The 12927-nt window shown below is 71.9% G+C and carries 11 protein-coding genes; 4 read left to right on the top strand and 7 right to left on the bottom strand.

The features are described from left to right. Window positions 1-34 precede the first annotated feature (34 nt). Window positions 35-631: a hypothetical protein gene (locus tag ABD366_RS39605; RefSeq protein WP_324773149.1), complete on the top strand. Its 597-nt coding sequence runs from the start codon at window positions 35-37 to the stop codon at window positions 629-631. Here ABD366_RS39605 and ABD366_RS39600 read toward each other — a convergent pair. Continuing rightward, window positions 594-809: a DUF397 domain-containing protein gene (locus tag ABD366_RS39600; RefSeq protein WP_324773193.1), complete on the bottom strand. Its 216-nt coding sequence runs from the start codon at window positions 807-809 to the stop codon at window positions 594-596. The genes ABD366_RS39605 and ABD366_RS39600 overlap by 38 nt on opposite strands. Before the next feature lie 8 nt (window positions 810-817). Beyond that, on the bottom strand, window positions 818-1669 hold the full coding sequence (locus ABD366_RS39595; RefSeq protein WP_324773147.1) for a helix-turn-helix domain-containing protein: 852 nt from the start codon (window positions 1667-1669) through the stop codon (window positions 818-820). Between the two features lie 215 nt (window positions 1670-1884). Between ABD366_RS39595 and ABD366_RS39590 the strand changes: the two genes are divergently transcribed. Continuing rightward, window positions 1885-2292 (top strand): ATP-binding protein, encoded by a 408-nt coding sequence (locus ABD366_RS39590; protein ID WP_324773146.1) that lies wholly within the window; start codon window positions 1885-1887, stop codon window positions 2290-2292. A gap of 17 nt (window positions 2293-2309) precedes the next feature. Here ABD366_RS39590 and ABD366_RS39585 read toward each other — a convergent pair whose 3' ends face one another. The 3 genes from ABD366_RS39585 to ABD366_RS39575 all read right to left on the bottom strand — a co-directional run bounded on the left by ABD366_RS39585 (window position 2310) and on the right by ABD366_RS39575 (window position 4576). Continuing rightward, the gene (locus ABD366_RS39585; protein ID WP_324773144.1) at window positions 2310-3185 is read right to left on the bottom strand and encodes an ATP-grasp domain-containing protein; all 876 of its coding nucleotides are present in this window, start codon (window positions 3183-3185) and stop codon (window positions 2310-2312) included. A gap of 220 nt (window positions 3186-3405) precedes the next feature. Continuing rightward, window positions 3406-3690, bottom strand: coding sequence for a DUF4190 domain-containing protein (locus ABD366_RS39580; RefSeq protein ID WP_324773191.1), 285 nt, complete (start codon window positions 3688-3690; stop codon window positions 3406-3408). A 163-nt stretch (window positions 3691-3853) separates the two neighbouring features. Then, the gene (locus tag ABD366_RS39575) at window positions 3854-4576 is read right to left on the bottom strand and encodes a FadR/GntR family transcriptional regulator (RefSeq protein ID WP_324773142.1); all 723 of its coding nucleotides are present in this window, start codon (window positions 4574-4576) and stop codon (window positions 3854-3856) included. A 126-nt stretch (window positions 4577-4702) separates the two neighbouring features. On the opposite strand from ABD366_RS39575, the gene ABD366_RS39570 reads away from it, so the two are divergent. Together ABD366_RS39570 and ABD366_RS39565 are read left to right on the top strand one after the other, a co-directional pair. Further along, on the top strand, window positions 4703-6160 hold the full coding sequence (locus ABD366_RS39570; RefSeq protein ID WP_324773140.1) for an acyl-CoA synthetase: 1458 nt from the start codon (window positions 4703-4705) through the stop codon (window positions 6158-6160). Continuing rightward, entirely contained in the window at window positions 6153-7595 is a 1443-nt protein-coding gene (locus ABD366_RS39565; protein ID WP_324773138.1) for a carboxyl transferase domain-containing protein, read from the top strand. Before ABD366_RS39570 ends, ABD366_RS39565 begins: the two co-directional genes overlap by 8 nt. A 249-nt stretch (window positions 7596-7844) precedes the next feature. Here the strand turns inward: ABD366_RS39565 and ABD366_RS39560 are convergent, their stop codons facing one another. Beyond that, window positions 7845-8783: an LLM class flavin-dependent oxidoreductase gene (locus ABD366_RS39560; RefSeq protein WP_324773136.1), complete on the bottom strand. Its 939-nt coding sequence runs from the start codon at window positions 8781-8783 to the stop codon at window positions 7845-7847. A 447-nt stretch (window positions 8784-9230) separates the two neighbouring features. Then, window positions 9231-12899 carry a S8 family serine peptidase gene (locus tag ABD366_RS39555; RefSeq protein WP_324773134.1) on the bottom strand — a complete coding sequence of 1223 codons (3669 nt, stop codon included), beginning with the start codon at window positions 12897-12899 and terminating at the stop codon, window positions 9231-9233. Window positions 12900-12927: the final 28 nt, after the last annotated feature.

The raw sequence follows: 12927 nt of genomic DNA, 5'->3' as shown, positions 1-12927 counted from the left end.
GCCGGGTCAGCCTCTGTGCGCGACCATGGGAGACATGTCACGCCCCACATCCCCCGGCCCCGCCGAACCCTTCACGCCGCTCCACTTCCAGCTCGTGCTGCTCCGCCGCATGGCCGACCACAACCCGGAGCTGGTGGAGACCGCCCGCGCCGACCTGGGCGTCTCCGTGGCCGACATGCGGGAGGCGAACCGCCGCTGGCAGGCGATGCTCCACGCCCGCGGTGGCCGCTCGGCGGTGTCCCGCTACCGCTCGATCCTGGGCACCCCGGAGCGCAAGCTGCTCCGCAAGATCGGCGACCTGGAGTGCGAGGCCCTGCTCTGGCCGGTCCCGCTCTGGCCGGACCTCCGCTTCGAGGTCCTCCTGTCCCCCACGGGCGCGGTCTGGAACGAATGGCTGATCCGCACCCCGGGCACCCCGGCCCCACCCCTCCGCACCCTGGCCGACCTGACCCCGTGGTCCTGCACGGTCGACGAAGCGGCCCGCGCCTTCTCCCCGGCCCGCCCCTTGGAGGGCTCGGCCCCCACCCGCTGGGGCCTGGAATTCACGGCCCCGGACGACGTCTCGGGCACACCGCGCCAGGTGAGGGCGGAGTTCACATGGGGGTTGTTGCAGCGCTGGCAGGAGGTGTGACGGCGAGGTCCGCGATGAATGCGGCGAAGACACTGCGCGGGACGGCCAGGATCCCGCCGTCCGGGGTCTTCGAGTCGCGGATTTCTACGCGAGTAGGTTGGGCGGCGATCTCCACGCAGTTGTTGCCGTCTCCGCCACCGGAGTAAGACGACTTTCGCCAGATGTAGGAGCGGGCCATGGTGTACCTCACAGTTCCTTCGCCAATGCGTGGATGAAGTCACGGGAACGTTCAGGTTCGAGCGCCACTGCTTCTACCTTACGGAAGAGGGCCCGAAAAACCCCGAGTTGAGCTTCACAATCGATGAACGTGACGCCATGAGGAGCGTCCCGAACCGCAGTGTCCAGCCGGGAATCGGCTCCGTCCGCCAGCATCATCGTGCTCCAGGTCCCGCCGAAACCGTCAAGGTCAAACGGGATGACACGCAGGCTGATGTGGTCCGCCTCAGACGCCTCGAGCACTCGCCTCAACTGAGCTCGCGCGGCAGCCCGGTCACCGACCCGAATGCGAAGTGCCGCCTCATGAATCACGGCGTCGTAAGGGACGGGCGTCGGGCGCTCCAGAATCGCTTTGCGCCGCATACGGTGCTGCACGCGCAACTCCAGTTGCTCCGCCGGTATTGCAGGGATGCGTGAGGAGAAGATTGCGCGTGCGTAGTCGTCCGTCTGGAGCAGCCCCGGAATGAGCAGGAACTCGACGTCGCGCCGCCGCGTGGCGTGGTGCTCCAGCTCAGCGACGTCCATGAATGACGTGGGAAGCAGCCCTCGGTACTCCTCCCACCAGCCCCGCGTCCGATCGTTGGCCATCGCGGCCAGCGCGGAGATCAACTGCTCGTCCGTACAGACGTAATGGGACGCGAGGAGCCGCAGCCGCTTCTCACTCACACCCGTGAGGGCGGACTCGATCTGGCTGATCTGCGCGGAACCCACCCCGAGCAGGGCCGCCGCTTCGCGGGAGGTCAGGCCGGCCGCCAGGCGCAGTCTGCGCAACTCGGTCGCCAGGCGGGTCTGACGAGCCGTCGGTTCGCTCCTGAGCGCCACTACGACCCCTCAACCTGCTGACTGGCATGCCTCGTTCGGGGTCATGTTACGCGACCCACTTGCAGGACTTAAAAAGTTAGGTCTACCGTCGGTGACACGACGCACACTCTGCGAATTCCCGGGACCCCGGAAGCGCACCGCTCCGTCCAGCCATGACAGACGCGGCATGCCACCGCCCCGCGACCCACACCTCCCCCACCGAACGGAGCCGACGCATGCCCGACAAAGAACCCTGGGAGTACTCCCTCTACATCCCGAACGACCTCCGCGCGGTGACGGTCAGCCGCCGCACCCTGCGTCTGATCCTCACCATGCACGGCCTGATCCGCCTGGTAGACGTGGTGGAACTGCTCGCCGCGGAGTTGGTGGGCAACGCCGTACGACACACCAAGGGCCCGGCGGCGCTGAGAGTGCGGTGGGCGGTCGGGGTGCTGCGCATCGGGGCCTGGGACACCGCCCCGGAACCGCCCGACCCACCCGGCGCGGGCGCGTGGGACACCGAGGCGGAGGAAGGGCGGGGCCTGGTGCTGGTCCGGGCATGTGCCGATGAGTGGGGCTGGCATCGACTGGACAACGAAGGCAACCGGGGCAAGTACGTTTGGTGTGAACTGGCGGCCGCGTAAAGCGGTTCCCCGTGGGGTCAGCCCGCCGCCTTCAGGATCGCCTCCGCGACCGTACCCACCGACCCCGGGTGCACCGTGTTGAGGAACAGGTTCGGCTCGACGAGTTCCAGCTCCATGACGCAGGGCTGCCCGTCCGCACCGTCGACCAGGTCGACACGTGCGTACAGGAGTTGCTCGGCGCCGCCCGGCACGAGGGCCAACGCGGCTGCTGCCACGGCGAGTTCGGCCTCGGTCGGCTGCCACGGCTCCAGCGCCGGGTGGGCGACCTTGCGCTCGTCGTAGGCGACACCGGGGGCGAGTACGGCGCCCTTGCGTATGGAGTGCAGAAAGGCCCCGCCGTAGAACAGCACGGCCCGCTCCCCGCTGACGTCGATCCCCGCGACGTACGGCTGCACCATGGCGGTCAGCCCCTCGGCGTGCATCCGGGCCAGGTGGCGCAGGGCGACGTCCCGTTCGGCGGGGGTGTAGCGGGCGGCGTACCGGGAGCCCGCGCCGGAGGTCGGCTTGATCACGTACTCCGTGTCGGCGGGCAGCGCGGGCGCCTCGCCGGGGGCGACGTACGACGTCGGCACGGTGGGCACGCCCGCGCGGGCCAGGTCGCCGAGGTAGCGCTTGTCGGTGTTCCAGCGGAGCACGTCGACGGGGTTGGCGAGCCGGGTGACGGCCGCACAGCGCGCGGCCCACTCCAGGAACTCGTCGCGCCGCCAGCTGTAGTCCCACGTCGACCGGATGACAGCGAGGTCGTACGACGCCCAGTCGACCTCGGGATCGTCCCAGTACGCGATGACGGCCTCGGCCCCCGCCCGCTCCAGCTCCGCCGCGAGCAACGGCAGATCGTGGTCGACGCTGATGTGGGGCGCGGGCCGGCAGGTGACGAGGGCTATGCGGGTCATACGGGGTTACTCCTCCAGGGACGTACGGGCCCGTCGCGCTCCACCGCGGGCCATTCCCGGACGCCGCACGACCGTGCCACGAGGCTAACGCGACGAGGCCGTCCCTCGGAATCCGGCCGTGCCCCATCGCGTCGTCACCGAAAAACCTCGGCGGGGGAATGCGCAGTACGCGCATTCCCCCGCCGAGGAATAGACCGGTTTCCCCGGACGGCAGCCAGCGTCACCCGCCGACGTACCAGCTGAATCCACCGTTGGCCGCGACAATTATCATCACGATGAAGAGGATCACGTCGACGATGCCCAGGATGAGACCCGCCTTCGCCATTCCGGTGCCGCCCTTGGCCGTCTTCTGGCGCAGCGCGAGCGCACCGAAGATGATCGCGAGCGGGCCCAGGACGAAGCTGAGGAAGAACAGTCCGACGATGCCGCAGACAAGTCCGGCTATCGCGAGGCCATTCGTCCGGGAGCCGGAAGAAGCAGCAGGCTGATTACCGTAAGCCGACATGGTCCACACCCCTTGCAGGTCGCTTTGCAGAACGTCGTTACGCACCTCCGGGTGCCCCGGAATTCGGCGCACACTCAGCCAGGTAATCGAAATTAAGCGGAATTCGCGATTCGCGCCACGGCCGAGCCGCACGCTCCGCGCCTCCGCCGAGCCGCCCCGCGCGTCACGCCTCCGCGGCGTCCGGATCCCACTCCAGGAGCCGCACCTTGGCCACCGAACGGACGTGCCTGCGCATGGCCGCCGCCGCGCCGCGCCCCTGCCCCGCCTCGATCGCGTCGAGGATCGCCCGGTGCTGGGCGAGCGAACGCCCGGGCCGGCGCGGCTGGCGCAGCGACTCCGTGCGGGACTCCGCGATCGGCTCGTCGATCTCCCGCATGAACTCCGCGAGGAGCACGCTGTGCGCGGCCGCGGTCACCGCCGCATGGAACAGCCGGTCTCCCTCGATGCCGAGCCCGCCCGCGTCGATGTCGCCCGCCATGTGGTCGAGCGCCGAGCGCAGCGCGGCCAGGTCGGCCTCCGTGCGGCGCTCCGCCGCCAGCTCGGCCAGCTTCGTCTCCAGCGCCTCGCGCGCCTCCAGGACGTCGGGCAGCCGCTTCTTGCGGGCGACGAGGCTCTCCACCGGCTCGACCTCGACACTGTCCAGGCTGTCGCGCATGAGATACGTGCCGCCGCCGTGCCGCGCCTCCACCAGGCCCTGCACCTCCAGGACGACGATGGCCTGCTTCACCGAGGCCCGGCTGACCCCGAGCCGCGCCGCGAGATCGCGCTCGGTCGGCAGCCGGTCACCAGCGCGCAGGCCGCCCTCCGCGACGTACGTACGCAGCCGGTCGAGCACCTGCTCGTACAGGCGCGGGCGCGCCGTCATCGGCCGCAGTGCGTCGCTCATGCCGGCCCTTTCTCGCCCTGTTCGTGCCACGTCATGTGCCCGGCAGCGTACGTCCTTGACGTGGACGGCTGCCAGACGGCACGCTCGGATTGGCTCAGCCACTGAACCAATCCTAGGAGTGTTCACGTGCCCCGACTCCTCCCGGCCCTGGCCGACACCCCCGACCGCCCGGCCCTGCGCTTCGGCGACCGCGCCCTGACCTACGGCGAACTGGCCTCGGCCGCCGCCCCTCTGGCGTCCCGGCTCGACGGCTCGGCGCGGGTCGCCGTGTGGGCGACGCCGACCCTGGAGACCGCGGTCGGCGTGGTCGCGGCACTGCTCGCCGGAGTCGCCGCCGTCCCGGTCAACCCGAAGTCGGGCGACAGCGAGCTGGGCCACATCGTGGCGGACAGCGCCCCCGACGCGGTCCTGGCGGCGCCGGGCACCGAACTCCCGCCCGCACTCGCCGCGTTGGCCCGTATCGACATCGACGTACGCGTGGATCCGGGACCGCCGGCCGTGCTTCCCGTCGAGCCCGACGACCCCGACACGCCCGCCTTCGTCGTCTACACCTCCGGCACCACCGGCCCGCCCAAGGGCGCCGTCCTCCCACGCCGCGCCGTCTCCTCCACGCTCGACGCCCTGCGGGACGCCTGGCAGTGGACGGACCGGGACACCCTCGTGCACGGGCTGCCGCTGTTCCACGTCCACGGCCTGATCCTGGGCATCATCGGCCCGCTGCGCCGGGGCGGCTCGGTGCGGCACCTGGGACGGTTCGACACCGACGGCGTGACCCGCGAACTGGCGTCCGGGGCGACGATGCTGTTCGGCGTACCCACGATGTACCACCGCATCGCGGAGGCGCTGCCCACCGACCCGGCGCTCGCGAAGGCCCTGTCCTCGGCCCGCCTCCTCGTCTCAGGTTCGGCGGCGCTGCCGGTCCACGACCACGAGCGGATCACCGCCGCCACGGGGCAGCGCGTCGTCGAGCGGTACGGCATGACGGAGACGCTGATGAACACGAGCGTCCGGGCGGACGGCGACCCGCGGCCCGGCACCGTCGGCGTGCCGCTGCCGGGCGTCGAGCTGCGCCTCGCGGAGGACGACGGCACGACCGAGGTCCCCTCCGGCGACCCCGAGGCCGTCGGCGAGATCCAGGTACGCGGACCCAACCTGTTCCTGGAGTACCTGAACCGGCCCGACGCCACGGCGGGCGCGTTCGCGCCAGGCGGCTGGTTCCGTACGGGCGACATGGCCGTGCGCGACCCCGACGGCTATGTCCGGATCATCGGCCGCAAGGCCACCGACCTGATCAAGAGCGGCGGCTACAAGATCGGCGCGGGCGAGATCGAGAACGCGCTCCTGGAGCACCCCGGCGTCAAGGAGGCCGCGGTCAAGGGCGCCCCCGACACCGACCTCGGCGAGCGGGTGGTGGCCTGGATCGTGCCGGCCGACGCCCAGAACCCGCCGGGCGCCGAGGAGTTGGCGGACCACGTCGCCGGGCGCCTGTCCCCGCACAAGCGGCCCCGCACCGTCCACTACCTCGACGCGCTGCCCCGCAACGACATGGGCAAAATCCTGAAGCGGTCCCTTCCCGATGGCTGACCCGGGGGCCGACCCGAGGACCGACGGCACGGGCACGTCCGGCATCGGCGGCACGTCCGGCATCGGCGGCACGGGCGCGCGCGGCTTCCTGGACGCGCTCTGCGACCCCGGCACCTTCCGCGAACTCCCGCCGCCCGCCCCGCCGGACCGCCCCGACCCGCTGAGCTGGCCCGGCTACGACGGCGCGCGGGCGCGCGCGGCCGAGCGGACCGGTGAGACGGAGTCCGTCGTCACCGGCACCGCCGCGATCGACGGCACCACCGCCGTCTTCATCGCCTTCGAGTTCGGCTATCTCGGCGGCTCCCTCGGCCAGGAGACGGGCGACCGCATCGAGGCGGCCCACGTCCACGCCCGCGCGCACGGCCTGCCGGTGGTCCCGGTCGTCGCCACGGGCGGCAGCCGGATGCAGGAGGGCATGGTCGCACTCACCCAACTCCAGCGCGTGGCACGCCAGTCGGCGCTGACCCGGGCCGCGGGCCTGCCACAGATCGCCGTGGTGCGCGATCCGACGACAGGGGGCGGCTGGGCCACCCTGGGCGCGGGCGCCGACCTGACGCTCGCCCTTCCGGGGGCGCAGATCGGTTTCGCCGGCTCCCGTGTACGCCCGCCCGACGCGGACCCGGCGGCGTACACCGCGGAGGCTCAGCTGCGGGCGGGCGCGGTCGACGCGGTCGTGGCGCCGGACGCGCTGCGTGCCACGCTCGGCCGGCGGCTGCGCCTGCTGACCCGGCCCTCCGACGGCCCCGCACCGGTCCCCCGCCCCCTCGGCCGCACCGACCTGCCGCTCACCGGATGGGACGCGGTCCAGCGCGCCCGGGACCCCGAACGACCGCGCGCCCGCGCCTACTTGGACGCCTACTTCACGTACCGGGAAGAGCTGCGCGGAGACCGGGCGGGCGGCACCGACGACGGCATGCTCTGCGGTTTCGGCGAGTACAAGCCCGAGCAGGGGCACGGACAGGAACGCGGGCACGAAGGGCGGACGATCGCCTACGCCGCCCAGTGCGGCACGGCAATCACCCCGGCCGGTTACCGCACGGCCACCCGGCTGCTCCGGCTGGCGGGCCGCCTCGGCATCCCGGTGCTCACCCTCGTCGACACGCCGGGAGCGGCGAGCGGCGACGCGGCCGAGCGGGCGGGCGCGGGCGCGGCGATCGCCGAGCTGTTCCTCGCCGTCGCCGAGTCACCTGTGCCGGTCACCACGCTGGTCATCGGCGAGGGCGGTTCGGGCGGCGCGCTGGCGCCGGCCGCGCCCGGCAGCACCTGGGTGACCCCGGACGCGTACTTCTCGGTGATCGCGCCGGAACTGGCCACCGCGATCCTCAAACGCCCGCCCGACCAGGCACAACACACGGCCGGGCAACTCCGGCTCCGGCCCCAGGAATTGGTGGACCTGGGCGTCGTCCGGGGCATCGCGGGAAGACCGTCGGACTGATCCTTACGGGGACTCGCACTTGATGCGTACCTGATCCGTAAACGAACAGGCGCGCAGTTGTTCCCACGAACAGGTGATCGTGGCGCCAGAAATTGCATGAGGCACGGATGACCAACGATGCTTACGGTGCGCAAGCAACGGGCTGCAGACCGTAGTTGCCGCGCACCCGGCCCATGTCCCATACAGGGCCGGGGTGTTGGTCCCACACACATGCACCATCGCAAGGAGAACGTCACACCATGAACCTGCTCACCGACATCCTCGCCGGCATCGTCCACTTCGTCGGCTGGCTGGTGTAACACCGTCGGACGCCAGCGCGGCGCCGTCTCCCCCCGTCCCAGGGGGAGGCGGCGCCGCCGCGTTCTCCCAGGCATCGTCGGCGGAGAGCAACTCCCTTAGCCGCGGCGCCACCTCGCCGCCCACACGCAGGGCGTCGTCCGGGTCCGGGCTTCCCGAGAGCACGAACTCGTCGACGCCCGAGCGACAGTACGTGTGCAGGCGCCGGGCGACCTCGTCGTCGCGGCCGACCGCGGAGAGCCGCAGCGCGAAGCGCAGGGCCGGGTTCCGGTCACGCAGCCGGGCGACGCGCGCGGCGACGGTCTCCGGCGGCTCGGCCGGTTCGCTCCACATGAGGTGGACGTCGGCCCGCCGCGCGGCGAGGTTCTCGGCGGCCCCCGACACGCCGCCCAGGTACAGCGGCACCTTGTGCTCGACGGCCGGATCGGTCAGCCGCGCACCCTCGACCTGGACGTGCTGACCCTGGAAGTCGATGCGCCCGCCGTCGAGAAGGCTCCGCAGGACGGCCATGACCTCGTCGGTACGTCCGTACCGCTGGTCGTGCGCCAACTGGTCGCCGGGTGAGCGGTGTTCGGTGGAGTCGCCGCCCGTGACGAGGTTCAGCCGCAGCCGCCCGCCCGTGAACCTCCGGAAGGCGTCGGCCTGTTGCGCCAGCAGCGTGGGGCTGACGGCCCCGGCGCGGACGCCCACCAGGAATCCGATGCGCTCGGTGTGCCCGGCGAGCACCGAGGCGAGGTGCCAGGGGTCGACGCGGCCTGGCCCCACCGGGGCGAACAGCGAGGTGAAGCCCGCCTGTTCGGCGGCGCGCGCGACCCGTGCGGGCCGGCCGGTATCGGCCCGGTCCTCACCGGTGGGCAGGAACCAGTGCAGCAACGGGTGGTTCTCGGGCATGGGCACCTCGGGCCTACGACGGGTCGGCTGGGGCAGGACAGCACCCCGGACGGCCGGGGACGGCAGGGGTGCGAGCGTCAGGAAAGTGCCGCTACGGGGATACGGGCGGAAGTACGCCGGCGACCGGTGGAAGTCTTCATCAACCGGAAACCGGCACCGGCAACCGGCGGAAGGCTTCGGCGACCGGCGGAAGTACGTCAGCGACCAGCCGTGCGGCGACGCGCGGAAGCCCGACAGAGCATCGTCGCGACACGCAGCAGATCCACGTGACGACGCGAGACGAGTAGGGGGGCCATACCCGCATCCTGTCCGGGCCCTGGTGACCGCCACAACCCACGGTCCGCATCCCGGACGGCCGCGTATCACCCCTTGACATGCCGGGGCCCGGCACGGATTCGCTCCGCGCCGGGCCCGGCCCACAAATCCGCCGCTCAGCGGCGTACTTCCCTACCGGACACCCACCGCCCTGATGATCTCCTGCGTCACGGATCCGCCCTTGTCGTCCTTGGCGGAGGCGCGCAGCGAGACGTACTCGGCGCCGCGCGGCACGCTCAGGCTGCCCTTCCAGGACGCGCCGTGCCCGCCCAGGGCCACCGGCTTCCAGGTCGCGCCGTCGTCGTAGGACACCTCCAGCTCGCCGCCGCCGATGGTGCCGGTGCCGGACGCGTCCTTCACGTACTGCCCGTAGATCCCGACCGGGACGCGCGAGCCGCCGCGGACGTCGCCCGCCAGGTCGGTGTCGACGTCGAAGCCGAGGTTGATCAGCGGCAGGTACGTCCAGCGGTCGTCCGGTGTCGCCGCCGACCTGAAGGTCCACTCGGCGTGGCCCTTGCTCGACAGTTCCCAGCGCGCGGGGTCGAGCGTGGTGTCCGTGGCGACCTTGTACGTGTGCTCGGCCGGATCGGCGTCCCACACGTACACGCCCGAACTCTTCTTGCGGTCGACCTGCACCCCGTCCACGGACACCGACGTGTACTGGTCGATGCCGTTCGTCTCGCTGCTCCACGCGTCGCCGAAGCCGGTGTGGTCGGGCCCGGAATCGCCCCAGCCGGGCGTGTTGAACTGCAGGGTGGAGCCGGCGCGCTGCTGCCCCCAGCCGAGCCCGCTGCCCAGCCACGGATGCCAGACCGGCTTGAACCAGTCCAGTTCCTTGTGTGTGCCGCCCTTGTACGTGACCAGGCCGCTGCGCTGCTCCAGGTCCGTCGGCCCGGTCTGTACGGACTCGTGCCAGGTCTGGCCGGTGCCGGTGGAAACGTACTCGGTGCGCTCGGCCGGGTAGGCGATCTTCTCCAGGAAGCCGAGGCCGACCGGGAACGTGTCGGTGATCGAGTAGCGGAACTCGCCGCCGTCCTGCGGCTTCACGGCATGGAACTTGGTGTCGAGGACCGCGAGTTCACGCTTCCCCGGCCGGTACTTCAGGTCGCCCTTCGGCACGCCGCCCTTGTGCTCGTCGGTGAGGTCGTACACCCACGGCGTGTACTGCGTGCCGGTCATCGAGAGGGTGCGCCCTGTCTTGGCGAGCCCGGCCAGCGTGGCGCCGTCGGCCGCGTCGACGGACGCGATCTGCAACGGCCGGTCGGAGCCGTCCTCGGGCCCGAACCAGGCACTCAGCCGTCCGGCCTCGTCATCGGTCACGAACAGCGCCTTGGCTCCCGCGTCCTGCGCGGCCTGAGCGAGCCGGTCCGGAGCGAGGGCGTCGCTGCGGCGCACCAGGACGGCCTTGCCGCGCACGTTCTTGCCGGTGTAGTCGGCGGGCGCACCCTCGCCCGCGTCGACGACGCGGAGGCGGCTGCGGCCCTCGATCAGGGTGCCGCCCGCCTGCAAGGTCGCCTCGCGCAGGCCGTCGGCCTGGAGCATCGGCTTCCCGAGGCGCCACACCGTGCGGTACTCGAAGCTGCCGTCGCTCACCTTGCGGGTGGGTGCGGCGAAGACGCTGTCGTACGTGACGGGCAACTGCACGGCGCTCATGTAGGCGGCGCCGCCCGCCGTGCGGTCGGCCTCCATGATGAGCTGCCGGGTCTGCGTGGTGCGTCCGACGTCGGCGGTGATCTCCTTCAGCTGCCGTCCGTCGAGGGTGATCTCGCGGTCCCGGTCGAGCTTGATCTCCGGGTCGGCGAGATAGCCGAGCCCGAGCGAGTCCTTGCCGTGGCTGCCGCGCACGTCGAGGTAGGACTCCAGGTAGTACGAGCCGGGCTTGAGCCGCAGCTGGAGCGTGCCGGACTCGCCGACGGTGGCCGGGAACGGGTCGGTGCCCGCGGTGAGCTGCTGCACGCCGAGGTGGGCGGCGCTCGGCGCGCCGGCCCGGTCCTTCACATGGACGGTGAGCGTGTACCGCTCCTCCTCCTTCACGAGCCCGAACGCCGTGTGCGCGACGGTCTTCCCGCCCGCACTGGCGACGATCTGCCCGCTGGTGTTGCCGACGTGCGCCGCGGCGCCGTCCCCGGTGACGGTGGTGGAGGCGGTGCCGTGCGCCGGGACGCTCAGCGTGCTGTCGGCGAGCGTGGCGACACCCTCGCCCGCACCCTGCACGGCAAGGCTCAACTCGACGGCCTGATCACCCGTGTTGCTGTACGTGACGGTCTTCGTCACCGCCTTGTTGTCCTCGTACGGCCACTTGTAATAGCCGAGGTCGGCGCTGCCGGTGGCGGTGACCTGCGCACCGATCGCGTCGGGCACGCTCACCCTGCCCGCACCCAACTCATAGGCGGACGCGTCCAGTTCCGTACTGCTGGACATCAGCGCGTCCTTGAGCTGTGCACCCGTCCAGTCCGGGTGTTCCTGGGCGAGCAGCGCGGCGACACCGGCGACGTGCGGCGTCGCCATCGACGTACCGCTCATCTCGGTGTACGCGCCTTCGCCCGCGGCCAGCGAGGAGCGGGCGGCCAGGATGTTCACGCCCGGCGCCGAGACGTCGGGCTTGAGGGCGTTGTCGCCGAGGCGCGGGCCCTGGCTGCTGAAGTAGGCGGCCTGGTCGGCGGAGTCGACGGCGCCGACGGTGAGCGCGGAGTCGGCGGCGCCGGGCGAGCCGATGGAGGTGGGCGCGCCGCTGTTCCCGGCGGCGATCACGAACAGGGCGCCGGTCTCCTCGGACAGGGAGTTGACGGCGGCGGCCATCGGATCGGTGCCGTCACTGGCCTCCTGCGAGCCGAGGCTCATGGAGACGACCTTGGCCCCGATGTCCTTGGCGGCCCACTCCATACCGGCGATGATCTGCGACTCTGTGCCGGAGCCCTCGTTGCTGAGGACCTTGCCGACGGCGAGGGCGGCGTCCGGGGCGACGCCCTTCTCCTTGCCGTCGGAGGCGGCGCCGGAGCCGCCGACGGTCGAGGTCACGTGGGTGCCGTGCCCGTCGAGGTCGGCGACCTCCTCGCCCTCGATGAAGGACTTCGACTCGGTGACCCGCGCGGCGAGGTCGGGGTGGGAGGGGTCGTAGCCGGTGTCGAGGACGGCGACCTTCACGCCCTTGCCGGTGAGGCCCGCCTCCCAGGCCTTCGGGGTGCCGATCTGCTCGTTGCTCTCGGCCATGTCGGCCTCGACGCGTCCGTCGAGCCACACCTTGCCGACGCCGCCGGCGAAGCCCGTGCCGGTCGTCGCGGCGTTCCAGAAGGTCCGCCCCTTGTCGGCGTCGAGGGCGGCGCCGCCGATGCTGGTGAGCGCCCGGGTCCGCTCGGCGCCCTTGGGGACGGCTCCGGCGCTGCGGGCGGCCTTGCTGCCGTAGGTCACGATGAGGGGCGTCGCGTCGGCCCTGCCGTCCGCGAGGCCCTGGCGTATCAGCTCGCTGACGTTGAACAGGCGTGCGTCGAGGGTGCCCGCGGCCAGGTAGGGCTGGGCCTCGTCGGGCACGACGCTGACGTCGCCGTGCGCCACCTGCGTGCGGACGGCGCCGGTCGCGCCCTTCGCCCGGTCCACGGTGACGGTCCTCTTGCCGCCGCCGAGCTCCGTCACGGTCACCTTGTCGCCGGTCACCAGGGTCACGGTGTGCGCGGCGGCAGCGGCCTTCGTCGCCTTCGGTACGGCTGCGGGGGCGGCCTGTGCGCCGCCGCCGGGCAGCAGCGCGAACGCGATGCCGGCCGACAGCAGGGCCGCGCCGCGTCTCGCGGCAGGTCCTCTGGTCATCGTCGCCTCTCTTCGTAGGCCTCGGATC

The sequence above is a fragment of the Streptomyces kunmingensis genome, assembly GCF_039533535.1.
Lineage (GTDB): Bacteria > Actinomycetota > Actinomycetes > Streptomycetales > Streptomycetaceae > Streptomyces > Streptomyces kunmingensis.
This window is presented reverse-complemented; position numbering and strand designations above follow the sequence as displayed.

Bases quoted from the DNA above. Each gene is read 5' to 3' on its own strand.
- ABD366_RS39585 (WP_324773144.1), bottom strand. From the start codon at position 3,185: ATGACCCGCATAGCCCTCGTCACCTGCCGGCCCGCGCCCCACATCAGC.
- ABD366_RS39560 (WP_324773136.1), bottom strand. From the start codon at position 8,783: ATGCCCGAGAACCACCCGTTGCTGCACTGGTTCCTGCCCACCGGTGAG.
- ABD366_RS39575 (WP_324773142.1), bottom strand. From the start codon at position 4,576: ATGAGCGACGCACTGCGGCCGATGACGGCGCGCCCGCGCCTGTACGAG.
- ABD366_RS39565 (WP_324773138.1), top strand. From the start codon at position 6,153: ATGGCTGACCCGGGGGCCGACCCGAGGACCGACGGCACGGGCACGTCC.
- ABD366_RS39600 (WP_324773193.1), bottom strand. From the start codon at position 809: ATGGCCCGCTCCTACATCTGGCGAAAGTCGTCTTACTCCGGTGGCGGA.
- ABD366_RS39605 (WP_324773149.1), top strand. From the start codon at position 35: ATGTCACGCCCCACATCCCCCGGCCCCGCCGAACCCTTCACGCCGCTC.
- ABD366_RS39555 (WP_324773134.1), bottom strand. From the start codon at position 12,899: ATGACCAGAGGACCTGCCGCGAGACGCGGCGCGGCCCTGCTGTCGGCC.
- ABD366_RS39580 (WP_324773191.1), bottom strand. From the start codon at position 3,690: ATGTCGGCTTACGGTAATCAGCCTGCTGCTTCTTCCGGCTCCCGGACG.
- ABD366_RS39590 (WP_324773146.1), top strand. From the start codon at position 1,885: ATGCCCGACAAAGAACCCTGGGAGTACTCCCTCTACATCCCGAACGAC.